The following is a 24,318-nucleotide window of genomic DNA, read 5'->3' as shown; positions in this document are numbered from 1 at the left end:
CTCGCCGTCGAAGGATGAGCCATGACCGCGCCGACGCCCCGCACCGCCCTGACCGCTTCCGCCCTGCCCGAGATCGCCGCTCGGGGCGAGGTCGCCACCCCGCGGCAGCCGCTGGATCAGCGCCGCATCGGCATCGTCCACTTCGGGGTGGGCGGCTTCCATCGCGCTCACCAGGCGATGTACCTGGACCGCCTCATGAACGGCGGGAAGGATCTCGACTGGGCGCTGTGCGGGGTGGGCCTGCTGCCCGGCGATTCCCGCATGCGGGACGCCCTCACCGCGCAGGACGGGCTGTACACCCTGGTCACCAAGGCGCCGGACGGCACCCGCGACCCGCGCGTGATCGGCTCCATCGCCCGCTACCTCTTCGCGCCCGACGATCCCGAGGCCGTGCTCGCCCAGATGACCGACCCGGCCGTGCGGATCGTCTCCCTCACCGTCACCGAGGGCGGCTACAACTACAACCCCTCCACCGGCGAGTTCCAGTTCGGCACCGAGGCCGTCGCCGCCGATCTCGAGGCGGACTTCTCCGCCGCCGGCCCCCGCACCATGTTCGGCTACGTGGTGGAGGCGCTGCGCCGCCGCCGCGAGGCCGGCACCGCCCCGTTCACCGTCATGTCCTGCGACAACGTGCGCGGCAACGGTGATCTCGCGAAGCGCATGATCCTTGCCTACGCCCGCCGCCGCGACGAGAACGGCCTGCACGGGGACGCGCCCGTCGGCGACTGGATCGAGGCGGAGGTCGCCTTCCCCAACTGCATGGTGGACCGCATCACCCCGGTCACCGCGCCGGAGGACATCGCGATGATCGCCGAGGACTACGCCATCGAGGACGCCTGGCCCGTGGTGAGCGAGGACTTCGTGCAGTGGGTGCTCGAGGACTCCTTCCCCGCCGGTCGCCCCGCCTGGGGGGAGGTGGGCGTGCAGATGGTCGAGGACGTGGAGCCGTACGAGCTGATGAAGCTGCGCCTGCTGAACTGCTCCCACCAGGCCATCGCCTACTTCGGCCTGCTGCTGGGCCAGACCTACGCCGACGAGGCCGCCGTGGACGAGCACCTCGCCCCGTTCACCCGCACCCTGTACATGGACGGGGAGGGCACGCCCGCCGTGCCCGAGGTGCCGGGCATCGACCTCACCGCCTACAAGGACGAGCTGATGGCCCGGTTCGCGAATCGGGAGGTGAAGGACACCCTGGCCCGCCTCGCCGCCGAGTCCTCCGATCGCATCCCCACCTGGCTGGTGCCCGTGATCCGCGAGAACCTCGCCGCCGGCCGCGACGTGAGCGCCTCCGCCGCGATCGTCGCCTCCTGGGCCCGCTACGCCGAGGGCACCGGCGAGAACGGCGAGGAGTGGCCGGTGGTGGATCGCCTCCACGACCGGGTGATGGCCGCCGCCGCGAAGCACGACGAGGACCTGCTCGCCTTCCTCCGTGACGAGGAGCTGTTCGGCGACCTGGTGGAGCACGAGGCGTTCACCGCCCCCTACCTCCACGCCCTCGAGGTGCTGCGCACCGCCGGCGCCCGCGCCCTGCTCACCGAACTCACCGCCGACCTGGGCTGACGCCTCCGGCCCCGGCCGCGTCGGCCGGCCCCGCCCGCCAGGCCCCGCCCGGGCCCGCCGTCGGCGTGCCCCGCCCGCCGGTCCCGGCCGCACGCCACTACCCCGCCCCGTCCCACCGCCCGTCGCCCACCGCCCGTCGCCCGTCGCCCGTCGCCCGTCGCCGAGTTTTGTCAGGCAACGATCGATGCTGGCCGCATCATCGATCGTTGCCTGACAAAACTGCGAAAGGCAGGGGCAGGTGCGTCCGGGGCGTGGCGAGGTGAGGTGCTGCCCGCCGAGTCGGCGTGATGCGGAGACGGTGTGACGGCGCGTCAGCGAGGGGCCGGGTCGGCCTGTTGCCGCGTCACCGAGAAGTCGGGGCGCGTATCGGGCGTGCGAGCGCTCGGGCTGCCCGGCCTGACCAGTTGCTCGTCGGCGGTGCCGCGGCGCCCGCTCGGAGGAAGGTGCGCTGCAGGGCGGTGAGGAATCGCTGAGGCTGCGCGATGTCCTCCGCGTTGAGGAACCGCAGAGTCCATCCCTGGGACTCGAGAGTGTCCTTTCGTGCCTGGTCCTGCCGCCGCTGCACGGTGGTGCGGCGATGGTAGTCGCCGTCGTACTCCACCCCGATCCTCAGATCGGGGTAGGCGAGGTCGAGATACCGCCGCCGACCGGTGCCCTCGATGTGCACAGGATGGTTGAGCACGGGCTCGGGGAACCCGGCCCGCTGCAGGAGGAGTCGGGTCCGGGTCTCGCCCGGGGAGCCGGAGTTCGGCCGAGCGTCCTCGAGCGCCTTCCGCAGCGCGGGAGCGCCCCACGAGGCGGTGCAGTGCTTGACCGTGCACCAGATCCCTTCGAGGGTCACGGTGCGCAGGGGCGGGTCACGGGAGATGAGGGAGTCCACGGCGACCACGAGGTCGTCATGAGGGAGATACGTCGCCAGCTCGAGCAGCACCACATGCGGGTGCGACAGCTCGATCCCGGAGTGAGTCCAGCTGGGGCGCGGGGGTGTGCGGTGCACGGACACGTAGGGGCCGGCGCTCGTATGGAGGCCGGGCTCCACGCGGCAGTGGAGGAGGGGCGGTGTGCGGAGAGGATGTCGCGGAACCGGGGGCCCCTCCGACTGGGTGCTGTCCGCGGGGATCTGCACGGGCGACCGCCCCTCGGTCGCGGAGGCGCGTGCGGAGGTCTGCGTCTCGTCCATGGTCGAGAGCGTGCTCGGGATGATCCGCCTGCCCTGATGCATGTGCGCGCCGCCGGCCAGGCGTCCGAGATTCTGGTCGAGCCACCACGGGAGGGGAATGCCCATGAGGGCTGCCGCCGTCCCGTGACTGATCACAGCACCCGGGATCACGTCCCGCTGCAGGACCTCGCACATGGTGTTCACCGTGGCAGGTGCGGCTGTCGGGGTGGAGAAGCCGCGGAACAGGGCGAACAGCTCCGGGCCATGGAGGCGGGCGGTGGAGACGCCGAGGTCGAGCCACTGCTCCCGGTGCAGCAGCGTGCCGGGCGGGAGTGAGGTGGCGCGCATGCGGATCGACGCTAGACGCGAGGGTGCAGAGGCGCGACGGGCCGGCGCAGGCTGTGGACGGCGGCGCACTGTGGAGGATCGGTCCCGATGCGCTCGTCCTGTTCTGCGTGCTCGTCCTGGCCTGCGCCGGGGCGGCGTCGACCCCGTGCCCACCGATGTCGTCCCCGGTTCTGTCAGAGAACGGTCGATCCCGGCGCCCACATCGATCGTTCTCTGCCAGAACTGCGCTGGCGCTGGCGCTGGCGCTGCGCCGCCGCCGCGCCGTTGCCGCGCCAGCGCCGCCGCGTGCGCGCCGCCCGGGATCGGCGGCCGGAGGGTACGCCTCGCGCCGCCGCCGGGAGAGTGCGGCGCGCCCGGGGGGATGTTGTGCTGGTCACGCCGCAGAACCGCGCTGACCAGGGGCCCTGTCTCGAATGCCGAGGTTTCTGGGGCTGGGACCAGGCATTTCGTAGACTCGTCCTCGTGTCGCCGTGCCGGTGCCGGGTACTTCCGGGGCTCGGCGTGTGCGGCGCGAGGACGCATGACGGCTGGTCCGGCAGGCCCCCACGGCTGCCGCCGTCGCGCGGGTTCCGACGTGTCGGCGTCGGCGGCTCCCGGCGGTCCGGCACGCGTCGCGTCGACGGCGCCGGCCCGCACGAGCAGGCCCCGCCGAGGGACCTGCACCCGCAGGCCCCGTTAGAGGGGCTGGCACCCGCAGGCCTCGCCCGACGGGCCAGCACGAGCAGGCCCGACACGAGGGGCCCGCATCCGCAGGCCGCGCCCGAACCGCTCGACTCGACCGCCTGACCGCCTGACCGCCTGACCGCCTGACCGCCCGACGGCGCCGGCCCACCCGCCGGCCCGGCATGCACCACCTCGCACCACCCAGCACGAACTGCACGATCCCGCACCGTCCTCGACAGTCAAAGGAAAACGCCCCATGAGCCTGGTCGTCCAGAAATTCGGAGGATCCTCCGTCGCTGACGCCGACTCCATCAAGCGCGTCGCCAAGCGCATCTCCCTGTACGAGAAGGCCGGCCACAAGGTGGTCGTGGTCGTCTCCGCGATGGGGGACACCACCGATGATCTGATCGATCTCGCCGAGCAGGTGAGCGACGACCCTCCGGCCCGTGAGCTGGACATGCTGGTCACCGCCGGCGAGCGGATCTCGATGGCGGTGCTGTCGATGGCGCTGAACGACGCCGGCGTCCAGGCCCGCGCCTACACCGGCTCGCAGGCCGGCCTGATCACGGACGAGGTGCACGGCAAGGCGCACATCCTGCGCGTCACCCCGGGCCGGATCGAGGAGGCGCTGGAGGAGGGGTCGGTGGCGATCGTCGCCGGCTTCCAGGGCGTTTCGGAGGCCACCAAGGACATCACCACCCTGGGCCGCGGCGGCTCGGACACCACCGCTGTCGCGCTCGCCGCGGCGCTGAAGGCGGACGTCTGCGAGATCTACTCCGACGTGGACGGCGTGTTCACCGCCGATCCGCGGATCGCGCCGGCCGCGCGCCGGGTGCCGCTGATCTCCAGCGAGGAGATGCTGGAGATGGCCGCGAACGGTTCGAAGATCCTCATGGCGCGCAGCGTTGAGTACGCGCGCCGCTACGACGTGCCGCTGCACGTGCGCTCCTCGTACTCGGGCCGGCTGGGCACGATCGTCTCCGACGACTTCGAGCGCGAGATCCCCATCGACCCCGACGTCACCCTCCGCACCGCGGACGTCGTGCGACGCGACGCCGCCGACCCCACCAAGGAGCTCCCCATGCACGACATCGCCGCCCCCGGTCTCGAGGCGCCGCTCATCTCGGGCGTCGCGCACGACAGCAGCGAAGGCAAGATCACCGTGGTCGAGGTGCCGGACCTGCCGGGACGCGCCGCGCTGCTGTTCGACGTGGTCGCCTCGACCGGCGCGAACATCGACATGATCGTGCAGAACTCCTCCACCGTGGACGACACGGTGGCGATCTCCCTGACCCTCCCGGAGGCGGACGCCCCGGCGGCGCTGAAGGCGATCGAGGACGCGCACGCGCAGATCGGCTACACCGAGGTGCGCTACAACGACCAGATCGGCAAGGTGAGCATCGTCGGCGCCGGGATGCGTTCGCACCCGGGCGTCTCGGCGACGCTGTTCCGCGCGCTCGGCGAGGCGGGCATCAACATCGACATGATCTCCACCTCGGAGATCCGCATCTCGGTGGTCACCGAGCAGTCGCGTCTGGGCGATGCGGTGCAGGCGATCCACACGGCGTTCGGCCTCGACGCCGAGCAGACCGAGGCCGTGGTCTACGGAGGGACCGGACGATGAGCACCACCCAGCAGCAGACCCAGGACCAGGCGGTCCCCGCCGCCGACGGCGTCGCCGCGCGGGCCTTCCCCGCCGTGGCGGTGGACATGTCCCGCACCCCCGGCTACGCGGCCGACGGCCCCGTGATCGGCGTGGTGGGCGCGACCGGCCAGGTGGGCCGTGTGATGCTCGCCCTGCTCGCCGACCGAGCGGTCAGGCACTCCGCGATCCGCGTGTTCGCCTCGGCGCGCAGCGCCGGCTCCACCGTGCAGTACGCGGGCCTGCCGCTCACCGTGGAGGACGCCGAGACGGCGGACATCGCCTCCGAGGGCAAGCGCGTGGACATCGCGATCTTCTCCGCCGGCGGCTCCACCTCGAAGGCGCTCGCGCCCCGCTTCGCCGAGGCCGGCGCCACCGTGGTGGACAACTCCTCCGCATGGCGCCGCGACGGCGAGGTGCCGCTGGTGGTCTCCGAGGTGAACCCGGAGGCGCTGGCGAATCCGCCGCGCGGGATCATCGCGAACCCGAACTGCACCACGATGGCGGCGATGCCGTCGCTGAAGGCCCTCCACGACGAGGCGGGGCTGGCGCGGCTGAAGGTCGCCACCTACCAGGCCGTCTCCGGCTCCGGCGTGGCCGGGGTGGAGGAACTGGCTGGTCAGGTGCGCAAGGGCGCCGAGGACGTGGAGAAGCTCGCCCTCGACGGCTCCTCTGTGGAGCTGGGTGCGCCGGGGGTGTACGCCAAGCCGATCGCGTTCAACGTGGTGGCGCTGGCGGGGAACCTGGTGGACGACGGCTCCGGCGAGACCGACGAGGAGCAGAAGCTCCGCCACGAGTCGCGGAAGATCCTGGGCCTGCCGGACCTGCCGGTGGCGGGCACCTGCGTGCGGGTGCCGGTGATGAGCGGGCACGCGCTGGCGATCCACGCGGAGTTCGACCGGCCGATCACCCCGGAGCGCGCCCGCGAGCTGCTCGAGGCCGCGCCGGGCGTCGAGGTGGTGGACGTGCCCAACCCGCTCGAGGCCGCCGGACGCGACGGAACATTCGTGGGCCGGATCCGCAAGGACGCCTCGGTGCCGGAGGGCAAGGGGCTGGTGCTGTTCGTCGTGGCGGATAATCTGCGCAAGGGTGCTGCCCTGAACGCGATCCAGATCGCGGAGCTGATCGCGGAGCACTGACTGTGAAGGAGAACCGCCGATGACGTTCGCTGCCACCAACGGCCTGCCCGGGAACGGGACCGGGCCGGCGCCGCTGTCGGCGCTGTTCTCCGATCGAGCGGGCGAGGAGGCCTCGGCCGGTGCCGCCTCGGGCGCGGATCCGCTGGCCCAGGTGCTGCGCACGCTGGATTCGATCTCCGCGGCGGAGCTGGAGGTCGGGGACGATCTGCGCACGGTCGCCCCGGCCTCGCCCGCCGGGGTGGCCGATGACGTGCAGGACCCTGCCACGGTGGAGCGTCCGGCGGTCTCCTCCCGCCGGGAGGAGATCCTCGACGCGGCCTCCTCGCTGTTCGCCGAGCGCGGCTACCACGGCGCGAGCCTGCGCGACATCTCCCGCCGGGTGGGGATCTCGCACCCGGGGATGCTGCACCACTTCAGCTCGAAGGATGCCCTGCTCAGCGCCGTGATCGATCGGCTCGAGGCGCATGCGCAGGGCCTGCTGGACTCGGTCTCCGCGTTGCAGACCTCGCCGCAGTCGCTGCTCGCGGCGCTCGCGGGCCCGTGGGATCCGCGCCAGCACTCGATGGCGCTGCTGTCCACCCTCTCCGCGGAGGTGGTGAACCCCGATCACCCCGGCCGGTTCCGCATCGCCCGGCTGCGCCTGGTGCACGAGCACGTGCTGGAGAAGGCGCTGACGGGACTGAAGGAGCACGGCGACCTGGTGGAGGACGCGGATCCGAAGTTCTTCGCCCGGCTGCTGTTCTCCCTGCTGATGAGCCTCACGGTGCGCGAGCACACGGTGCGCGAGCTGCAGAAGACGGCGGACGCGGACCCCATCGAGGACGTGCGCGAGCTGATGCGCCGCCTGATCGCCGCCTGACACCGGCGCCGACGCCCCGGCCGACGGGTCCTCGCGGTGCGCGGTGCTGCGGCCCGGCGCCGGCGACGCCCGGTCGGCGGGATCGACGCCCGGCCGACGAGCGGGCTGCCCGGCCGACGGGCTGGCTGCATCGCCGGCCGAGGCAGGGCGCTCGGTAGACTTCCCGGCGTGAGGATCTGCGGAGGCGAGAGATGAGCGCCGGCACGGGACCCGATGCCGCCGCCTCGGCCGACGGGGCCGCGGAGGCGCCGTCGCGTGCGGCGCGCCTGGTCCGCCTGCAGGCTCTGGCGGGCCGGACGGTGCACGGCAGCGACGGGAAGACGGTGGGCCGGGTGCGGGACATCTACCCGCTGGACGCCCGCGGCGACCTCGCCGCGCTCACCGTGATGCCGCGCCAGCTCAGCGCTCGCAGCGTGCTGATCCCGGCGGCCGCGCTCGCGGAGCCTCCCGAGGTGGTCGAGGCGCGCGGCGCGGAGGAGCCCCTCACCCTGGTGGTGGACGCCGCGACGGCCAAGGCCGGGGCGCGCCCGCCGCTCACCCTGCACGCCACCCCGGACGACCTCGCACGGGCCGCCGACGCGCTCGGCCTGGACGCGCCTGGCCTGGACGCACCCGGCCTGGACGCACCGGCCCCGGAGGATTCCGGCCCGCAGCGCTGAGCGCACGGCCGAGCGGCCTGCGGCTCACTCCTTCGCGACCACCACGTCGCCCGGGGCGACCGACGGGGCGGGGTGCAGGCGCCAGTGCGCGAGCACCAGCGGCGAGAACACGGCGGGTGCCTACCGGGACTCGGCGCTCGATCCCTGCAGCGCCCGGAACGCGGGGAGCACCACCTCGTCGCGCAGGGCCTGGCGCTGCGCGGCGGGCGCGAACCCGGCCTCCAGCCCGGCGAGCACCACCTGCTCGAGGTCCGCGAGTGTCCAGCCGAACGCCTGCGCGCACAGCAGCATCTCCCGCGAGGTGCGGGTGCGGCTCATCAGGCGGTTGTCGCTGCTGAGGGCCACGGTGGCGCCGAGCCGGTGCAGCGGTCCCACCGGGTGGTCCGCGACCGCCTCGGCGACGCCGGTCTGCAGGTTCGAGCTGGGGCACACCTCGAGGCAGATGCCCTCCGCGAGCACGCGCTGCGCCACCGGGCCCAGGCGGGCGGGGGTGTGGGCGGCGCCGGTCCCCTCCCCGTCGTGCTGCGCCGCGGGGGCGTCGGAGGTCGCGGCCTGCCACCCCTCGATGTCCTCGAGCAGGCGCACCCCGTGCCCGATCCGCTCGGCGCCGCAGTCCAGGGCGTCGGCGATGGAGGAGGGGGCGTCGGCCTCCCCGGCGTGGATCGTCACCCGCAGCCCGGCCTCGCGGGCCCGCGTGAACTGGTCACGGAAGCGGGAGGCGGGGAAGCCGGCCTCGGGGCCGGCGAGGTCGAGCCCCACCACCCCGGCGTCCCGGCGCGCCCGGGCGATCTCCACCAGGTCGTCGCTGGGGTCGAGATGGCGCAGGTAGCACAGCAGCTGCCCCACCATGATCCGTGCTCCGGCCGCCTCCGCGGCGGCCACGCCCTCGTCGAGCCCGTCCTGCACCGCCTGCACGGCCTCGTCGAGGGTGAGACCGCCGTCGGTGTGCTGGTGCGGGGCCCAGCGGGTCTCGGCGTAGACCACGCCGTCGGCCACCATGTCCTCCACGAACTCCCGCGCGATGCGGCGCAGGTGGGGCGCCGTCTGCATCAGCGCGACCGTGTGCTCGAAGGTGGAGAGGTAGGCGGGCAGGGAGCCGGAGTCGGCGGCGGTCTGGAACCAGTCCGCGACCGCCTGCACCTCCTCGGGGGTCGCGCCCGGCTCCGTGTCGGGAGCGCCGACGGGTTCCTGCGCGGGCCTCTCCTCGCCGGCGCCCCCCAGCTCCTCGGCGGCCTCGGCAGGGGTCTGGGTGGTGGGGTCGGTGGGCGATGCGGCGTCGCTCGCCGCCGTGGCGTCGTCGAGCCCGGGCACCGCGAGGCCCAGCGCGCGGCTCAGCTCGAGCACGGTCGCGGCGCGCAGTCCGCCGTCGAGGTGGTCGTGCAGGGCGACCTTCGGCAGGGCGCCCAGGAGGACAGCGGAGAGTTCCATCGCGCCAGGATACGGGCCGAGGGAGGTGCGGCGGGGTGCCCGGCCCTCAGTCCCTGCGGTAGCCGAGGGAGAGCAGCAGGGCGGCCAGGGCGTCGGGGTCGGAGGGGTCGATGGCGGCGGTGCGCAGCTCCTCGGCCAGGTCCCGCGCCTCGCGAAGGGCGGGGGCGGCGAGGGCGGCGTCGGCCGCACCGGCCACGGCCTCGCGCAGCGGCGCCGTCTCGGCCAGGCGCTGGAACTCCGCCCAGGCACGCTCGCCGGGGGAGGCCGGGGCGTCGGCCTCGACGTCGGGCGCACCGGTGGCGTCGGCCCGCCCCTGCGCCTCGGTCGCCTGCCCGGCGAGTGCCTCGGTGGCGGGGGTGGGGGAGGGGTGAGAGATCAGAGTGGTGGAGGCGCTGCCGCCGTCGCCTGCGGGGCGCAGCAGCGCGGTGCGCAGCAGACGCGACGGGAAGGGTCCCACGGTCACCTCGTCGGTGCCGCTGGTGCACGTGATCCACGTGCGGTGGTCCCGGCTGATCAGGGTCAGCGCGTCACCGTCGACGTCCGTCATCTCGATGTCGTTCATGGCTCTCCTCGTGGGCCGCGGGGGTGCGCCGCGGCGGCGTCCTCCACCCTGTTCCACGCACGGCGGGCCGTTCTATGACGCGGAAACCCTGAACATGGACGAAAGTCGTAAAACTCGGTGACCGGGGACACACAAGCGCGGGACCCGTGTCCCCCTGTGCCGTGCGGAACCCGCGTACCCTGCGAAGGACGGCTCCGGTGCGGGGCTGAGCACGGGGTGGCCGCGCCCATGGGGGAGTGAAGCAGAGGGGGCCGACAGATGTCGACGAACCGTTCTGCCGTCGTGCCCTCGAGCCGCGAGGACCGCAGCGACGAGGAGCTCCTCGCCGCGGTGCGGGGCGGGGACCTGGCCGGCTACTCGGTGCTGTACCGGCGGCATCGGGACACGGCGCTGGTGCACGCCCGCCGGTTCAGCGCGTTGGAGGACCCGCAGGACGTGGTCCAGGAGGCGTTCCTCAAGGTGCTCAAGGCGCTGCGGCAGGGCGAGGGGCCGCAGCGGGGCTTCGCCGGCTACCTGGTGCGCACCGTGCGCAACGAGGCGGTCGACCGCGGTCGGCGTGCTCGCGAGATCGCCGTGGAGGACGTCGAGGAGGCCGGCGGTGCAGGGACTGCCCGCTCCGACGGGGTGGACGAGCGGCTGGACCGCGATCTGGTGCGGCGTGCCTTCACCTCCCTGCCCGAGGCGTGGCAGCAGATCCTGTGGCTCACCGAGGTGGAGGGCCTCGCGCCCCGCACGGTCGCGCCGCGCCTGCAGCAGAGCCCCGGCGCCGTCGCACAGCTCTCCCGCCGGGCCCGTGAGGGGCTGCGCACCGCCTGGTTGCAGGCGCACATCGACGCCGCCGGCTCCGACGAGCGGTGCCGGCGCACGATCGAGTCGCTCGGAGCGTACGAGCGCGGCCAGCTCACCGCGGCGCGCGCGGCGAAGGTGGAGGCGCACCTCGAGGAGTGCGACCGCTGCGCCGCCGTGCTCGCCGAGCTCGCGCCGGTCTCCACCCGCCTGCGCGGACTGCTGCTGCCGCTGGTGCTGGGCTCGCCGGTGCTGCTGGTGTCGATGCAGGCCGTGTTCGCTGCGCCGGGAGCGCCTCTGGGGCTCTCGTTCACCCTGGGAGCGGCCGGCGCGCACGGCGCGGCGGCGAGCTCTGCCGCGGCGACGGGCGCGGCGGGGCCGACGGGAGGCGTCGGTGCGGGCGTGGGCGGAGCGCTGGGACGCGGCGGTCTGCGCATGATGTTCGCCGGGGCCTCCGGCAGTGCCGCGGTGGCGGTCGGCTCTGCCGCGGCGGCGCTGGTGGTGGGTGCGGTGCTGGTGACGCAGCTGCCCGGCGGCGGCACGGAGGATCGTGCGCTCGGCGCCTCCGCCACGGCGGAAGCGCAGGACCCGGCCGCGGACTCTAACGGGGCGAGTGCCGGGTCGTCACCGACGACCGCTGCGACGCCGGCGGCGACCCCGAGCCCGGCCGCTGTGCCGCCCAGCGCCCCGTCGGCCGCGCAGACCCAGGAGGCCGGCCTGTCACCGGTGTCGCTCGCGACGGTCACGGAGGAGCAGGCGGAGCCGCCGGCGCCGGTCGTGGTGGCCACGGGGCGCGGGAACTCGGTGCCCGCCGTGGTGGCGCAGCCGGACGACAGCGCGGAGCGGGACGCGGCGCCGGAGGGGGAGGAGGGCCCGGCGGAGGAGCAGGTGCTCGGGCCCACGGTCCCGCCGGTGCTGCTGCCGCCCCACGTGGAGCTGCCGGAGGAGCCGGTCGCGCCGGTCGACCCGGTGGAGCCGACGGAGCCGGTGGAACCCACCGAACCCGAGGAGCCCGTGGAGCCGGCGGAGCCGGCGGAGCCGGTGGAGCCCACCGAGCCGACGGAGCCGGCGGAGCCGGCGGAGCCGGTGGAGCCCACCGAGCCGACGGAGCCGGCGGAGCCGACGGAGCCGACGGAGCCCACCGAGCCCACCGAGCCCGAGGAGCCCACCGACCCGGAGGAGCCCGTGGACCCGGAGCCGGTCGCTCCTGCACTCACCGCGCCCGAGGCCGGCACCTACGCCCTGCCCGTCACCCTGGGCGGCGAAGGGACTCCCGGCGCGGTGGTGCGCCTCCTGGACCAGGACGGGCAGGAGGCGGCGGTCGCCGTCGTCGGCGAGGACGGCACCTGGAGCGCCGTGCCGGCGCCCGGCCCGGTCGACGCCGTCACGCAGTACACCGCCGTGGAGGTGGTGGACGGCATCGCCTCGGAGCCCAGCGCGCCCACGCCCGAGTACGTGTTCGTCGCCCCGGTGCTGGAGGATCCCGCCGACGGCGCCACGATCCCGGTGAACATCTCCCTGGGCAAGGACCCGCAGGCACGGGTGTTCCTCGAGATCGCGCTGCCCGAGGGCGAGGAGTACTCGCTGTTCGTGGACGGCGAGGAGACGCAGCTCAGCCCGCCGCCCTCGGGCAAGTCCGCTCGCCACCGCATCGTGCTCGCCCCCGGCGAGCACACCTTCGCGCTCGCCTACCGCGAGGCGGGGACGGGGCGGCTGGGCGCGCTGCGCACGGTGCACGTCACCGTCGAGTGAGGCCCGGCGGCGCGCCCGCGAGTCGTCAGCAGCTCAGCGACCCGCCCGGGTGTCGTCGGCCCTTCGGCGGCGCGCAGGGCAGCCGTCAGCAGGCCGTCGCGGCGCGGTGCCGGGCGGCGAGGTCCACGTAGGTGCGGGCGTTGCGGCGCAGCGCCTCGCGCGCGTCCTCGTCGAGCTCCTTGCGCACCTTCGCCGGCACCCCCGCCACCAGGGAGCCGGGCGGGATCTGCATCCCCTCGGTGACTACCGCGCCGGCCGCGACCAGGCTGCCCGCGCCCACCACGGCGCCGTTGAGCACCACCGCCCCCATCCCGATCAGCGCATCGTCCTCCACGGTGCAGCCGTGCAGCACCGCCCGGTGCCCCACCGACACCCCGGCGCCCACCACCACCGGGTGGCCGGGATCGGTGTGCGCCACGCAGCCGTCCTGGACGTTGCTGCGCTCGCCGATGCTGATGGAGTCCACGTCCCCGCGCAGCACCGCGCCGTAGAACACGCTCGCGCCGTCCGCGAGGGAGACCTTCCCCAGCACGGTGGCGCTCGGCGCCACCCAGGCGGTCTCCGCGAGGCGGGGCGCCTCGCCCTCGAAGTCGATCGTGGTCACAGGGCGTGCTCCTCGGGTGTGGTCACTACCGGGCGGGTCGGGGCGGGGCGGGGGCGTGCGGAGGCCGTGCTCAGGCGGCCAGGCGCACGGTGAAGTCCGGCTCGGTGAGCTCGCGGACCTCGTCCTCGGTGACGCCGGGGGCGAGCTGGGTGAGCACGAGCCCGTCGTCGGTGATGTCGAAGACGGCCAGCTCGGTGATGATCCTGTCCACCACGCCCACGCCGGTCAGCGGCAGCGAGCACTCGTGGACGATCTTCGCCGTGCCGTCCTTGGCGGCGTGCTGCATCATCACGATCACGCGCCGCGCCCCGGCCACCAGGTCCATCGCCCCGCCCATGCCCTTGACGAGCTTGCCGGGGATCTGCCAGTTGGCGAGGTCGCCGGCGGCGGTGACCTGCATGGCGCCCAGGATCGCGGTGGCCATCTTCCCGCCGCGGATCATGCCGAAGCTGGTGGCGGAGTCGAAGATCGCCGCGCCGGGCCGCAGGGTGATGGTCTGCTTGCCGGCGTTGATGAGGTCCGGATCCTCCTCGCCATCCACCGGCCACGGCCCCATCCCGGTGATCCCGTTCTCGGACTGCAGGGTCACCTCCACGCCCTCGGGGAGGTTGTTCGCCACCAGGGTGGGCATGCCGATGCCCAGGTTCACGTAGGCGCCGTCGTGCAGCTCCGCCGCGGCGATCGCGGCCATCTCGTCACGGGTCCAGGCCATCTCAGGCCACCTCCTGCGTCGCGGCCTCGGCGCCCGGGCGGGGGCGCACGGTGCGCTGTTCGATGTGCTTCTCGGCGGTGGCCTGCATCAGGTGGTGCACGAACACGCCGGGGGTGTGGATGTCGTCGGGGCCGATCCCGCCGGGCTCCACGATGTGCTCCGCCTCCGCGAACGTGACCCGGCCGCACATCGCGGCCAGCGGGTTGAAGTTCCGCGCGGTGAGGCGGTAGCGGAGGTTGTGCTGGGTGTCCGCGGTGTGGGCGTGGACCAGGGCGACGTCCGCCACGATCGCCCGCTCCAGCACGCAGCGGCGGCCGTCGAACTCCGCGGTGGGCTTGCCCTCGGCGATCGGGGTGCCGTAGCCGGTGGGGGTGTAGAAGGCGGGGATGCCGGAGCCGCCGGCGCGCATCCGCTCCGCGAGGGTGCCCTGGGGCACGAACTCCACGTCCAGCTCGCCGTCGATGTACTGCTGCATGAAGTACTTGTTCTCCCCCACGTAGCTGGAGAGCACCTTGGTGATCTGGCCGTTCTCCAGCAGGATCCCGAGGCCCCTGCCGTCCACGCCCAGGTTGTTCGAAGCGATGGTCAGATCCTTCACCCCGCTGTCGCGCACGATCGCGATGAGGTCCGTGGGGATCCCGCACAGCCCGAACCCGCCCACGGCGAGGGTCATGCCGTCGCGCAGGGTCTCGGTGAGCCGGGCCGCGGTGCGGTCCGAGAGTGTGGACATCGCTGTCCTTCCTGTCGAGTGGAGCGTCCCCCGCGGGCGGCGACGGTGCCGGTCCGGGCGAGGATGAGTCGACATCCAGCGTAGGCCGTCGGGCGCGGTGCATGGCGCGGAACGGCCCGATGCCGCCCGACGGGGCGGACGGGGTGCGGCCGGCGGGCGACGGGGCGCCGACGGGGCGGAGCGGGGCGCCGCAGCCGGGCGGGCCGCCCGCCTCGACGATCCCGCCGACGGACGCGCCCGACGATGTGGGCACTTGTCGATACACTCGATCACCGTGACTGAGCACGGATCCGGCCGATGAGCGGCGAGACGCCCCGCGCGCCCCGTGCCGTCGGCCGCTGGGCGCTCCGTGCCGTCGGCCGCTGGGGGTCGATGCCGGGATGAGGATCCTGCTGCTCACCCACTACTACGCGCCGGAGTTCGGCGCCCCGCAGCGGCGCTGGTCGGCGCTGGTCTCCGGCTTCGTCGCCGCCGGTCACCGCGTCACCGTGGCCGCGCCCGTCCCGCACTACCCGGCCGGCCGCCCGGATCGTCGCCAGCGCCGCCGCCACCCGATCGGCGCCGTGGAGCGGGGTCTGCACGGCGAGACCGTGCTGCGCACCGCCTACCTGCCCCATCTAGGCGACATCGGCACCCGCACCGCGGACCACCTGGTGGCCGCGCTGGACTCCCTGCAGCGCCTGCGGTGCCGCTTCCGCCGCCCCGAGCACCGGCCCGACGTCATCATCGCCACCGCCCCCGCGATCCCCACCCTGCTCGCCGGCCGGGCGCTGTCGGCGCTGTGGGACGTGCCGCTGGTGGTGGAGATGCGGGACGCCTGGCCGGACCTGGTCAGCCGCATCGACGGCCTCGGCCCGCAGGAGGAGGCCGCCGCGGCGCCCCCCGCCGGGGAGGCGACCCCCGCGGCCGCGGCACGCACCGTCGGAGCGGCGACCGGAGCGGCGACCGGGGAGGCGACGCCCGACGAGCCCGCCCCGGGACTGCGCCGCCGATTGCTCGCGCCGATGGTCGCGCACGTGAAGCGCTCCGTGCACCGCCACGTCACCCACTGGCAGACGGACGCCCGCGCCGTGGTCACCACCACCGGACGGTTCGCCGAGGTGCTGCGCGAGCGCGGCGTGGACCCGGTGTGGGTGGTGCGCAACGGCACCGACCTGCGCTCCGTGGTGCCTCAGCACGACCACCCGGACGCCGCTCAGCGCGAGCTGCGCTGCCTGTACCTGGGGAACATGGGCCGCTCCCAGGGGCTGGAGACGGTGGTACGGGCCGCAGCGTTGCTCGCCGCCGAGGGCGTGGCGCTGCAGGTGCGGATGGTGGGCCACGGCGTGGAGGCGACGGAGCTGGCGGCGCTGGCCGAGGAGCTGGGCGCCCCCGTGGAGGTGTTGCCGCGGATCCCGCACCGCGAGGTCACCTCCCAGTACGCCTGGGCCGATACCGTGATCGTCTCGCTGCGCTCCTGGGTGCCGTTCACCTGGACCGTCCCCTCGAAGCTCTACGAGGTGCTCGCCACCGGCCGGCACGTCACCGCCCTGCTCGCCGGGGAGGCGGCCGACGTGGTCCGCGAGGCCGGCGCCGGGGACGTGCTCCCGCCGGAGGATCTCGAGGCGCTGACCGCGCTGTGGCGGGAGCTCGCCGCGGAGCCCTCCCGCACCGCCGTGCGACCGGGCGGGCGCGACTGGGCCGCCGCACACGCCGACGACGACGAGCTGACCCGCCGCTACCTGGAGATCCTCGCCCGGGTGGTTCCGGACTGACCCGCGCGCCCCGGCGGGCCGTCGGCCCTACGATGGGCGGATGAGCATGCAGGGCAGCGCCTCGACCGCCGCCGGGAGCGGGCGCAGGGGCGCCGCACCGGTGGGCCATGCGGCGATGCGCTCGGCCAACCTCAGCGTGCTGCTGCGCCACCTGCATCGCCACGGCGGCCGCTCCCGCGCCACCCTCGCCCAGGAGACCGGGCTCTCGAAGGCCTCGGTGACCTCCCTGGTGGGCGATCTCGCCGAACGCGGCCTGGTGCAGGAGGGGCAGGTGGAGCGGCGCGGCACCGTGGGCCGGCCCGGCACCGAGGTGCGGATCGATCCGCGGCACGTGGCGGGGATCGGGCTGGAGCTCAACGTGGACTACCTGGCGGTGGGGGTGCGCGACCTTGCAGGCGTGGCACGATTCCGTTCCACCGTGCCCACGCCCGTGCAGGACACCCCCGCCGGCCGCTCCTTCCCGCTGGGCCCGGTGCTGGACCTCGCCGCGCAGCAGCTGCGCGAGGCGCTCGCCGAGGCGGAGGCGCAGGGCCTGTGGGTCGCGGGCCTCACCGTGGCCCCGCCCGGTCCGGTGGACTACGCCACCGGCAGCGTGCGCGTCGCCTCGAACCTGGGCTGGGCGGAGGTGCCGCTGGCCGCGGAGTTGAGCCGGCGCCTGGGTGCGGAGCATCCGCCGCTGGAGCTCGAGAACGATGCGAAGCTCTCCGCCCTCGCCGAGGCGCCCCGGCTGGCCCGGCAATGCATCACCGACCTCGTCTACCTCACCGGCGACCTGGGCGTGGGCGCCGGGATCATCGCGGAGGGCCGCCTGATCCGCGGCTGGTCCGGGTTCTCCGGCGAGGTGGGGCACATCGAGCTGGACCCGGCCGGGCCGGCGTGCCGCTGCGGGCGCCGCGGCTGCTGGGAGACTCTGGTGGGCTTCGACAGCGTGCTCGCCGTGCTCGACGAGCACGATCCCGCCCGCTCCGGGCAGCTGCCGATGACGCAGCGTCTGCGGCGCCTGCGGGAGCTGCTGGAGGCGGGGGACGCCCGGCTGGAGGAGCGCTTCGCAGCCCTGCCGGCGGATCTGGTGCGCGGCGCGGGAGTGCTGGTGGACGTGCTGAACCCGCAGGCCATCGTGCTGGGCGGCTACTTCGGCGCCTTCGCCGATCTGCTGCTGCGGCCGGTGCAGGAGGCCCTGGATGCCCGGCTGCTGGCCGACGGCGGCCGGGTGGAGGTGAGCGCCTCCGCGCTGGGCCTGGACGCCGCGGCCGCGGGCGGCGCCGCCGTGGCCCTGGAGCGCGTGCTCGAGGACCCGCTGCGCGCCCCGGTGCTCAGCGCCTGACGTCCGCGCTCTCGCCCCCGCCCGCCCCGCCCCGTCGGCCGGCGCCCTGCTCCCTCGCGCGCCCCACGCTCCCGCGTCGTGCCGGCCGGCGCCCTGCTCCCTCCGGGCCCCGCCCCCCTTGACACCCGCGCTCGCCCGACCTTAGTTTGTTCTCAACGTGAACGTATTGGGGGCGAGCCCGTGCCGCGCAGTCGCGTCGGCCCGCCGCGCCGCACCCGCGAGGAGGCAGGAGCGAGCATGATCAGGTTCGGCACCGGTGGCTGGAGAGCCGTCATCGGCGACGAGTTCACCCGCGAGAACGTGCGCCTGCTGGCGCAGGCCCTCGCGGACCGCATGCACGCCGAGGGCGTGGTCGAGCGGGGCCTGGTGATCAGCTACGACCGCCGCTTCCTCTCCGACGTCGCCGCCTGGTGGGCGATCGAGGTGCTCGCCGGCAACGGGGTGCCGGTGCGGGTGATCACCCGGCCCGTGCCCACCCCGATGTGCATGTGGACGGTGGGGCAGACGGGCGCCGCCTACGGCATCGCCGTCACCGCCAGCCACAACCCCGCGCTGTACAACGGGCTGAAGATATTCACCGAGGGCGGGCGGGACGCGGAGCTTGCAGTCACCGACGAGCTCGCCGCGCACACCGCCACCCTCGCCGCGGAGGACGTCCGCTCCCTCGCCCCGCACGAGGTGCGCGAGAGCCCCCTGGTCACCGAGCAGACCTCGATCAACTGGTACCTCGATGCGATCATCGACCAGCTCGACCTCGAGGCGATCCGCCACGCGCACCTGACGATCGTGCTGGACCCGATGTTCGGCGTGGCCCAGACCTCCCTGCAGACGGTGCTGGTGAGCGCCCGCTGCGACGTGGAGGTGATCAACGCCCGGCACGATCCGCTGTTCGGCGGGCGCATGCCCTCCCCGGCCGAGGGCAGCATGACCCCGCTGCGCCAGGCCGTGCTGGAGCGCGGCGCGGATTTGGGCATCGCCACCGACGGCGACGCGGACCGCCTGGGCATCATCGATGACACCGGCGCCTACCTCAGCCCCAACCAGGTGCTGGTGCTGCTGTACGAGTACCTGCTCACCGGCAAGGGCTGGCGCGGCCCGGTGGTGCGCAACATGTCCACCACCCACCTGCTGGACCGGGTGGCCCAGGCGCACGGCGAGGAGTGCTACGAGGTGCCCGTGGGCTTCAAGTGGATCAGCGCGACGATGGCCGAGACCGACGCGGTGATCGGCGGAGAGTCCTCCGGCGGCCTCACCGTGCGCGGGCACATCCCCGGCAAGGACGGCATCCAGGCGGCCGGGCTGCTGGTGGAGATGGTGGCGCGGGCCGGCAAGCCCCTCTCCGCGATCTACGCCGAGATCGAGCAGCGCTACGGCGCGCTGGTGATGGAGGAGGCCGCCTACGGGTACACCCCGCAGCGGCGCGAGGAGCTGCAGCGGCGGATCTTCGAGGAGCACGAGCTGCCCGCCTTCGACCGCGAGATCGAACGCATCTCCTGGATCGACGGCGGCAAGGTGTACTTCACCGACGGCTCCTGGCTCACCGTGCGCTTCTCCGGCACCGAGCCCGTGATCCGCGTGTTCTCCGAGGCGCCCACCGCCCAGGAGGCGCAGCAGCTCTCCCGCGCCGTCGCCGAGCACTTCACCCTGGAGGCATGATGATCGAGACCGCCGTCGTCCTCGCCCGCGGCCTGGGCTCCCGGATGCGCACCGAAGGCGGCGCGGGGCTCACCGCCGCGCAGTCCGCCGCCGCCGCCTCCGGCCACAAGGCCCTGATGCCGATCGGGGAGCACCGCCTGATCGACTACTCCCTCAGCGCCCTCGCCGATGCCGGCATCCGCCGCGCCGTGCTGGTGGTGGCGCCCCAGCACGAGGAGTTCTCCCAGCACCTCGCCGCGCTCGCCCCCTCGCGGCTGCGCGTGGAGCTCGCCGTGCAGGCCGAGCCGCGCGGCACCGCCGATGCGGTCGCCTCCGCCCGCGAGGTGGTGGGGGAGGAGTCGTTCGTGATGGTCAACGGGGACAACCTCTACCCCCGCGAGGGCATCGCCCGCCTGCGGCAGGCCGAGCGCAGCGCCCTGCTGGGCTTCGAGCGGGCGGCGCTGGTGGAGCACTCCAACATCGCCGCGGAGCGGATCGCGGCCTTCGCCCTGATCGAGCACCGGGACGGCCTGCTGGAGCGGATCGTGGAGAAGCCGGACGCCGCCGTGCTGGACGCGGCCGGCCCCGACGCCCTGGTCTCGATGAACGCCTTCGCCTTCACCCCGGAGATCTTCGCGGCCTGCGAGCGGATCGAGCCCTCCCCGCGCGGCGAGCTCGAGATCGTGGACGCCGTGCGGGAGCTGGACGAGGTGGCGGTGCTGCCCTTCGCCGGCGGCGTGCTGGACCTCTCCCGGCGGGACGACGTCGAGGGCGTGCAGCGCCGCCTCGCCGAGGTCGAGGTGGTGCTGTGACCGGCGCCGCCCGCTGGCGGATGCCCGGACGGATCGAGATCCTCGGCAAGCACACCGACTACGGCGGCGGCCGCGTGCTGGTGTGCGCGGTGGACCGCGGGGTGAGCGTGCACGCCGAGGAGATCCCCGGTCCGCCCGGCACCCTCGAGGCCACCACCGACGCCTACCCGGGCCTGCTGCACCTGGACGCCTCCCGCGCCCCGGAGCTGCCGGCCGGGCACTGGGGCCGGTACGTGCACACCGTGCTGGCCCGGCTCACGGAGAACTTCGGCCCGCTGCGCGCGGCCCGGGTGGCGATCACGTCGGATCTCCCGCCGGCCTCGGGGATGTCCAGCTCCTCCGCGCTGCTCACCGGCACCGCTCTGGCGCTCGCGGACCTCAACGGCCTGCCGCAGAGCGCGGCGTGGACCTCGCAGATCCCGGACAGGGTGGCGCTGGCCGGCTACGCCGCCTCGATCGAGAACGGGAAGAGCTTCGGGACCCTCGCGGGACGGCCCGGCGTGGGCACCAGCGGCGGATCGTTGGACCACACCGGCATGCTCGCCGGCCGCGACGGCATGATCTCCTACGCCGAGTTCGATCCGATGCGGATCCTCGACGAGGTCTCGCTGCCGGCCCGATGGCGCCTGGTGGTGGGCGTGAGCGGGGTGCTGGCGGAGAAGACCGGCGCCGCCCAGGGCGCCTACAACCGCGGGCCCGCCCTGCTGGGCGAGCTGGTGGCGCGCTGGAACCGGGCCCGCGGCCGGGACGACGCCACCGTGCAGGCCGCCCTGCGCTCCCTGGTGGGGGAGTGCCTGGACGGCCCGCTGGTGACGGACCCGGCCGCGCCGCCCGTGACGCTCACGGCCGACGAGCGGCTCGCGCCGCTGCGGCAGCTGGCCGAGCCCGGCGCGGAGCGCGACCGGCTGGACCAGTTCCTCGTCGAATCCGCGGTGCTGGTGCCGCGCGCGCATGCGGCGCTGCGCGAGGGGGACCTCGACGCCTTCGCCGCGGCGGTCGCCGTCTCCCAGCGCCTGGCCGAGACGAACCTGCGCAACCAGGTGCCGCAGACGACCGCTCTGGTCGAGCAGGCGCGCCTGCTCGGGGCCCGGGCCGCCTCCGCCTTCGGTGCCGGGTTCGGCGGCAGCGTGTGGGCCCTGGTCCCGGAGGCCGACGCCGACGCCTTCGCCGCGGACTGGATGGAGCGCTACCGCCGCGTGGGCGGTGCCCCCGAGGCCGCGACCGCACTGGTCACGGCGCCCGGCGCGCCGGGGCGGCGGGTCGAGGCGGGGTGAGGGGGGCGGTCCCGGGGCGTGCTCGTGCCGCACCGTGGGCGTGGTGGCAGCACGGTCGACGGGCTGCTGTCCCCGCCGCGCCCCGGCTGACGCCCACCCCCTGGACACAAGCGTTTGCCGGGAGATATCGCACATATCGGACACGGTGAGCGGTTCCGCCCTGCGGAGCGCATGTGCTGAACTTGTCAGCACGAGAAGAGCATCCGTGCGCAGCACCCGGTCCCCCGGGGAGCCGCCCTCGTGCGCGTGGGGTGCGTGACGAGGGGAGATGGGTTGCGTCATCAGCGGGTGCTGGATGCGTTGGATACCTCCGCGCCGCTTCTGTTCATGGAGGCGATCTACGGCAGCGGGAAGCGCACCGTGCTGCGCCAGTGGGAGGACCGCGGCGGCAGCCGCTACGGCGAGATCCGACTGCGGTTCAGCGCCCGCCGCCTTCCCCGGGACGAGCTGGCCCTGGCCCGGATGCTCTGGGAGGCGCTGCGGCACCGGCTGGATCGGCCGCTGGCGGATCTCCCGGAGGAGGACGGCCTGGTCGAGGCGGCGGCGCTGGGGGAGCTGCGCCGGCTGCGGCGCCCGGTGACGCTGGCGATCCACGCCGCGGAGGTGCTGGACGAGTCGGTCTTCGGCCTGTTGCTCGACCTGCTGGGCGTGGGGGTGCGCCTGATCATCGCCGGCAACGACCTCTCGGAGTTCATGCGCAGCGCCCAGCGGCGCGAGGTCTATTACTGGACCCTCGGCGACCGGGAGCTGTGGCTGTCGCGGGAGGAGGCCAGGCACCTTGTCGAGGAGCAGGGCGTCGCCCTCACCGAGGAGGCGCTCACGGAGCTGTACGGCGCCACCCTCGGGCACCCCGGAATGATCCTCTCGAGCCTCGCGACCCTGCCCGTGGAGACCTCCCGCGGCCTGGTGACCCGGGACCGCGCCATCTCGGCGTTCCTCGCCGAGGAGCCGCTGGGGCGCTGGGGCACGGAGTTCGCCGACTTCCTCGCCGCGACGGTGCTCCTGCCGCGCTTCACCCTCGCCGAGGCGACGGCGCTGGCCCGCCAGGACTTCGCCTCCCGGTACATGAGCCGAATGCTCGAGCTGGGGCTGGGCCGGATGGTGTGGCATCCCCGCCTGCACGAACGGGTGTTCCGCTGGGACGAGCACATCCGCCTGGTGATCCGGCGGTCGATGCCCCACTCCGCGGAGGGGACGGCCGAGGCCGTGGAGCGGATCCGCCTCGCGGCGCGCGACTGCGGGGACGAGGAGCTGCTGATGAGCAGCCTGGTGAGCACCGGCGACCTGGACGGGGCGGAGGAGCTGCTGCGGGAGAGCATCTGGGATCTGCTGCCCAATGCGAGCGCGCCGATGTGGGAGGCGCTGGAGCGACTCAGCCCGCTCGCGCTGACCGAGCGCCCCGCCCTGCTCAGTGCGCGCCTGCGGCTCAGCCCGCACCGCAGGCTCTCCCCGGTCTCCGCACGGGCGGCGCATCGTGCGGGCAGGCTGGCGGCCGACGCCGCGGAGACCGCGGATCCCTGGGCGCGCCTGGGCGGCCTCGTCCACGCCATCACGTTCGCGCTGTACGCCGGGGAGCGTGAGCGGCTGATCGACCTGTTTGCCCGGGCCAGGACCCTGGCCGGTGACCTGGTGGGCTCCGAGGCGCTCGATGCCGTCGGCGGCCGGCAGGTCTCCGAGCTGCTGCTGCTCGCCGAGACCACGTTCCGCAGCGGCAATGCGATCCCCGCGGCGGAGATCGCCCGCCTCGCGATCCAGCTCCTCGAGGGCGATCCGGTGGGACTGGACCCCCGCGGCGAGCGGCTCGCCTTCGCGCGCCTGCTGGTGCTGCACGATCATCGGGCGCGCGGTCTCGAGGATCCCTACGACCCGGCGCCGCTGCTCACCGGTCTGCGGTTCCTGTGGCGGGACGGGGACATCGCCGTGGCGGCTATGACGCTGATGTGGGGCGACTTCGACGACGGTGACTTCGAGGCGGCAGATGCGCACCTGCTGGCCGCCTCCCGTCGGCTCGCGGACCCGGAGGCATGGCCGCTGCTGGCGCTCATGCGGGCGCACATGGCCGTGTACCGGAAGTCCTCGGGCGAGCTGGAGGAGTTCGTTAGCGCCTTCGAGCGCGGCACCCTCTCCGAGCCGGGCGAGTTCGCCCAGCAGTCCCTGAGCCAGATGCGGCGGATCACGGACTACCTCGGCCACAAGGTGGGGCGCCCCCTGCCCAGCCCGGGGTACCTCCCCGCGACGCCGGAGGGCGGGCGCACCTTCTACCCGCGCACGGAGTTCACGGTCCACCTGATGGAGGCGCTGTACGCGCTGCGCGCGGAGCGGCCGGAGGCCGCTCGCCTGGCGCTGTCGAAGGCGGTGGGGCTCACCCCGCACCGTGCGATCGGCCTGTACACGCTCGCCAACGCGAGCGCGCAGGAGGTGCGGGGGCTGTGCGCCCTGGCCGAGGAGGTGCCGGGGGGCAGCCGGCTTCGGCTGGAGAAGGCGCTGAGGTTCGCCGGCGACGTCCAGGCCACCCCCATCGACCTCTCCGAGCGGGAGCGGGAGGTGCTGGGGCATCTTCGCGAGGGCGCGACGAACCGGGAGATGGCGCAGGCGCTGTTCATCTCCGTCAACACGGTGAAGTTCCATCGCGCGAACCTGATGCGCAAGCTGGAGGCGACCAGCCGGGAGAAGCTCCTGCAGCGAGCGGACACGCTGGGCGTGTAGCGCACGGCGGGCGTCCCGCGCCGACCCGAGCCGCGGTGACCTGGCCCACGGCGGGGCGGCGCGGGGCGCCGCAGAACGCCTACCCACCCGGGTGGGTGGGCTGCGGAACGGGCGGGCCGACGGTGCAGTCTTCTCGCCCCTGACCGGAGGTGCGGTGCTGTGACCTGCACAGTACTGGGCGGACCCTGCTGTCCGGCCGGACGGCCGGGC

Annotated in this window: 18 protein-coding genes; 12 read left to right on the top strand and 6 right to left on the bottom strand. The window is 74.3% G+C overall.

Annotated features, from left to right (window positions below; translation table 11 throughout):
- Window positions 1-21: 21 nt before the first annotated feature.
- Entirely contained in the window at window positions 22-1,560 is a 1,539-nt protein-coding gene (locus DWV08_RS11835; protein ID WP_115413980.1) for a mannitol dehydrogenase family protein, read from the top strand.
- 343 nt (window positions 1,561-1,903) lie between these two features.
- On the opposite strand, the gene DWV08_RS11830 is transcribed toward DWV08_RS11835, so the two are convergent.
- Entirely contained in the window at window positions 1,904-3,067 is a 1,164-nt protein-coding gene (locus tag DWV08_RS11830; protein ID WP_115413979.1) for an endonuclease domain-containing protein, read from the bottom strand.
- 919 nt (window positions 3,068-3,986) lie between these two features.
- Here DWV08_RS11830 and DWV08_RS11825 point away from each other — a divergent pair.
- From DWV08_RS11825 to DWV08_RS11810, 4 genes are all read left to right on the top strand, one after another.
- Window positions 3,987-5,354: an aspartate kinase gene (locus DWV08_RS11825; RefSeq protein ID WP_115413978.1), complete on the top strand. Its 1,368-nt coding sequence runs from the start codon at window positions 3,987-3,989 to the stop codon at window positions 5,352-5,354.
- Between the two features lie 86 nt (window positions 5,355-5,440).
- Window positions 5,441-6,511, top strand: coding sequence for an aspartate-semialdehyde dehydrogenase (locus DWV08_RS11820; RefSeq protein WP_162801661.1), 1,071 nt, complete (start codon window positions 5,441-5,443; stop codon window positions 6,509-6,511).
- A 19-nt stretch (window positions 6,512-6,530) separates the two neighbouring features.
- Window positions 6,531-7,370: a TetR/AcrR family transcriptional regulator gene (locus DWV08_RS11815; RefSeq protein WP_115413976.1), complete on the top strand. Its 840-nt coding sequence runs from the start codon at window positions 6,531-6,533 to the stop codon at window positions 7,368-7,370.
- A gap of 191 nt (window positions 7,371-7,561) precedes the next feature.
- The gene (locus DWV08_RS11810) at window positions 7,562-8,029 is read left to right on the top strand and encodes a hypothetical protein (RefSeq protein ID WP_162801562.1); all 468 of its coding nucleotides are present in this window, start codon (window positions 7,562-7,564) and stop codon (window positions 8,027-8,029) included.
- 120 nt (window positions 8,030-8,149) lie between these two features.
- On the opposite strand, the gene DWV08_RS11805 is transcribed toward DWV08_RS11810, so the two are convergent.
- A complete protein-coding gene (locus DWV08_RS11805; protein ID WP_115413975.1) occupies window positions 8,150-9,457 on the bottom strand; it encodes an adenosine deaminase family protein in 1,308 nt (435 codons plus the stop codon).
- 46 nt (window positions 9,458-9,503) lie between these two features.
- Window positions 9,504-10,019: a hypothetical protein gene (locus tag DWV08_RS11800; protein ID WP_115413974.1), complete on the bottom strand. Its 516-nt coding sequence runs from the start codon at window positions 10,017-10,019 to the stop codon at window positions 9,504-9,506.
- A gap of 258 nt (window positions 10,020-10,277) precedes the next feature.
- On the opposite strand from DWV08_RS11800, the gene DWV08_RS11795 reads away from it, so the two are divergent.
- The gene (locus tag DWV08_RS11795) at window positions 10,278-12,557 is read left to right on the top strand and encodes a sigma-70 family RNA polymerase sigma factor (protein ID WP_115413973.1); all 2,280 of its coding nucleotides are present in this window, start codon (window positions 10,278-10,280) and stop codon (window positions 12,555-12,557) included.
- A gap of 85 nt (window positions 12,558-12,642) precedes the next feature.
- On the opposite strand, the gene DWV08_RS11790 is transcribed toward DWV08_RS11795, so the two are convergent.
- The 3 genes from DWV08_RS11790 to DWV08_RS11780 form a co-directional block, all read right to left on the bottom strand.
- Window positions 12,643-13,161 carry a gamma carbonic anhydrase family protein gene (locus DWV08_RS11790; RefSeq protein ID WP_115413972.1) on the bottom strand — a complete coding sequence of 173 codons (519 nt, stop codon included), beginning with the start codon at window positions 13,159-13,161 and terminating at the stop codon, window positions 12,643-12,645.
- A gap of 70 nt (window positions 13,162-13,231) precedes the next feature.
- Window positions 13,232-13,873, bottom strand: coding sequence for a CoA transferase subunit B (locus DWV08_RS11785; RefSeq protein WP_115413971.1), 642 nt, complete (start codon window positions 13,871-13,873; stop codon window positions 13,232-13,234).
- A 1-nt stretch (window position 13,874) separates the two neighbouring features.
- Window positions 13,875-14,603, bottom strand: coding sequence for a CoA transferase subunit A (locus DWV08_RS11780; RefSeq protein ID WP_115413970.1), 729 nt, complete (start codon window positions 14,601-14,603; stop codon window positions 13,875-13,877).
- 380 nt (window positions 14,604-14,983) lie between these two features.
- Here DWV08_RS11780 and DWV08_RS11770 point away from each other — a divergent pair, with 380 nt between their 5' ends.
- The 6 genes from DWV08_RS11770 to DWV08_RS11745 all read left to right on the top strand — a co-directional run bounded on the left by DWV08_RS11770 (window position 14,984) and on the right by DWV08_RS11745 (window position 24,108).
- On the top strand, window positions 14,984-16,357 hold the full coding sequence (locus DWV08_RS11770) for a glycosyltransferase family 4 protein (protein WP_115413968.1): 1,374 nt from the start codon (window positions 14,984-14,986) through the stop codon (window positions 16,355-16,357).
- A 40-nt stretch (window positions 16,358-16,397) separates the two neighbouring features.
- On the top strand, window positions 16,398-17,681 hold the full coding sequence (locus DWV08_RS11765) for an ROK family transcriptional regulator (protein WP_115413967.1): 1,284 nt from the start codon (window positions 16,398-16,400) through the stop codon (window positions 17,679-17,681).
- A gap of 237 nt (window positions 17,682-17,918) precedes the next feature.
- Window positions 17,919-19,337, top strand: coding sequence for a phosphoglucomutase/phosphomannomutase family protein (locus DWV08_RS11760; protein WP_115413966.1), 1,419 nt, complete (start codon window positions 17,919-17,921; stop codon window positions 19,335-19,337).
- The gene (locus DWV08_RS11755; protein ID WP_241237227.1) at window positions 19,334-20,128 is read left to right on the top strand and encodes a sugar phosphate nucleotidyltransferase; all 795 of its coding nucleotides are present in this window, start codon (window positions 19,334-19,336) and stop codon (window positions 20,126-20,128) included. The genes DWV08_RS11760 and DWV08_RS11755 overlap by 4 nt, the downstream gene beginning before the upstream one ends.
- Entirely contained in the window at window positions 20,125-21,402 is a 1,278-nt protein-coding gene (locus DWV08_RS11750; RefSeq protein ID WP_162801561.1) for a GHMP family kinase ATP-binding protein, read from the top strand. Before DWV08_RS11755 ends, DWV08_RS11750 begins: the two co-directional genes overlap by 4 nt.
- A gap of 300 nt (window positions 21,403-21,702) precedes the next feature.
- Entirely contained in the window at window positions 21,703-24,108 is a 2,406-nt protein-coding gene (locus tag DWV08_RS11745) for a helix-turn-helix transcriptional regulator (protein ID WP_127097475.1), read from the top strand.
- Window positions 24,109-24,318: the final 210 nt, after the last annotated feature.

Origin of the sequence: Brachybacterium saurashtrense (genome assembly GCF_003355475.1) — a bacterium.
Classification (GTDB): domain Bacteria; phylum Actinomycetota; class Actinomycetes; order Actinomycetales; family Dermabacteraceae; genus Brachybacterium; species Brachybacterium saurashtrense.
Note: the sequence above shows the minus strand (reverse complement) of the source record. Positions and strands in the feature narration are given on the sequence as shown.

What these genes read in the sequence shown, in the direction of transcription:
- DWV08_RS11835 (WP_115413980.1), top strand. Translation starts at nt 22, where the DNA reads ATGACCGCGCCGACGCCCCGCACCGCCCTGACCGCTTCCGCCCTGCCC.
- DWV08_RS11830 (WP_115413979.1), bottom strand. Translation starts at nt 3,067, where the DNA reads ATGCGCGCCACCTCACTCCCGCCCGGCACGCTGCTGCACCGGGAGCAG.
- DWV08_RS11825 (WP_115413978.1), top strand. Translation starts at nt 3,987, where the DNA reads ATGAGCCTGGTCGTCCAGAAATTCGGAGGATCCTCCGTCGCTGACGCC.
- DWV08_RS11820 (WP_162801661.1), top strand. Translation starts at nt 5,441, where the DNA reads ATGTCCCGCACCCCCGGCTACGCGGCCGACGGCCCCGTGATCGGCGTG.
- DWV08_RS11815 (WP_115413976.1), top strand. Translation starts at nt 6,531, where the DNA reads ATGACGTTCGCTGCCACCAACGGCCTGCCCGGGAACGGGACCGGGCCG.
- DWV08_RS11810 (WP_162801562.1), top strand. Translation starts at nt 7,562, where the DNA reads ATGAGCGCCGGCACGGGACCCGATGCCGCCGCCTCGGCCGACGGGGCC.
- DWV08_RS11805 (WP_115413975.1), bottom strand. Translation starts at nt 9,457, where the DNA reads ATGGAACTCTCCGCTGTCCTCCTGGGCGCCCTGCCGAAGGTCGCCCTG.
- DWV08_RS11800 (WP_115413974.1), bottom strand. Translation starts at nt 10,019, where the DNA reads ATGAACGACATCGAGATGACGGACGTCGACGGTGACGCGCTGACCCTG.
- DWV08_RS11795 (WP_115413973.1), top strand. Translation starts at nt 10,278, where the DNA reads ATGTCGACGAACCGTTCTGCCGTCGTGCCCTCGAGCCGCGAGGACCGC.
- DWV08_RS11785 (WP_115413971.1), bottom strand. Translation starts at nt 13,873, where the DNA reads ATGGCCTGGACCCGTGACGAGATGGCCGCGATCGCCGCGGCGGAGCTG.
- DWV08_RS11780 (WP_115413970.1), bottom strand. Translation starts at nt 14,603, where the DNA reads ATGTCCACACTCTCGGACCGCACCGCGGCCCGGCTCACCGAGACCCTG.
- DWV08_RS11770 (WP_115413968.1), top strand. Translation starts at nt 14,984, where the DNA reads ATGAGGATCCTGCTGCTCACCCACTACTACGCGCCGGAGTTCGGCGCC.
- DWV08_RS11765 (WP_115413967.1), top strand. Translation starts at nt 16,398, where the DNA reads ATGAGCATGCAGGGCAGCGCCTCGACCGCCGCCGGGAGCGGGCGCAGG.
- DWV08_RS11760 (WP_115413966.1), top strand. Translation starts at nt 17,919, where the DNA reads ATGATCAGGTTCGGCACCGGTGGCTGGAGAGCCGTCATCGGCGACGAG.
- DWV08_RS11755 (WP_241237227.1), top strand. Translation starts at nt 19,334, where the DNA reads ATGATGATCGAGACCGCCGTCGTCCTCGCCCGCGGCCTGGGCTCCCGG.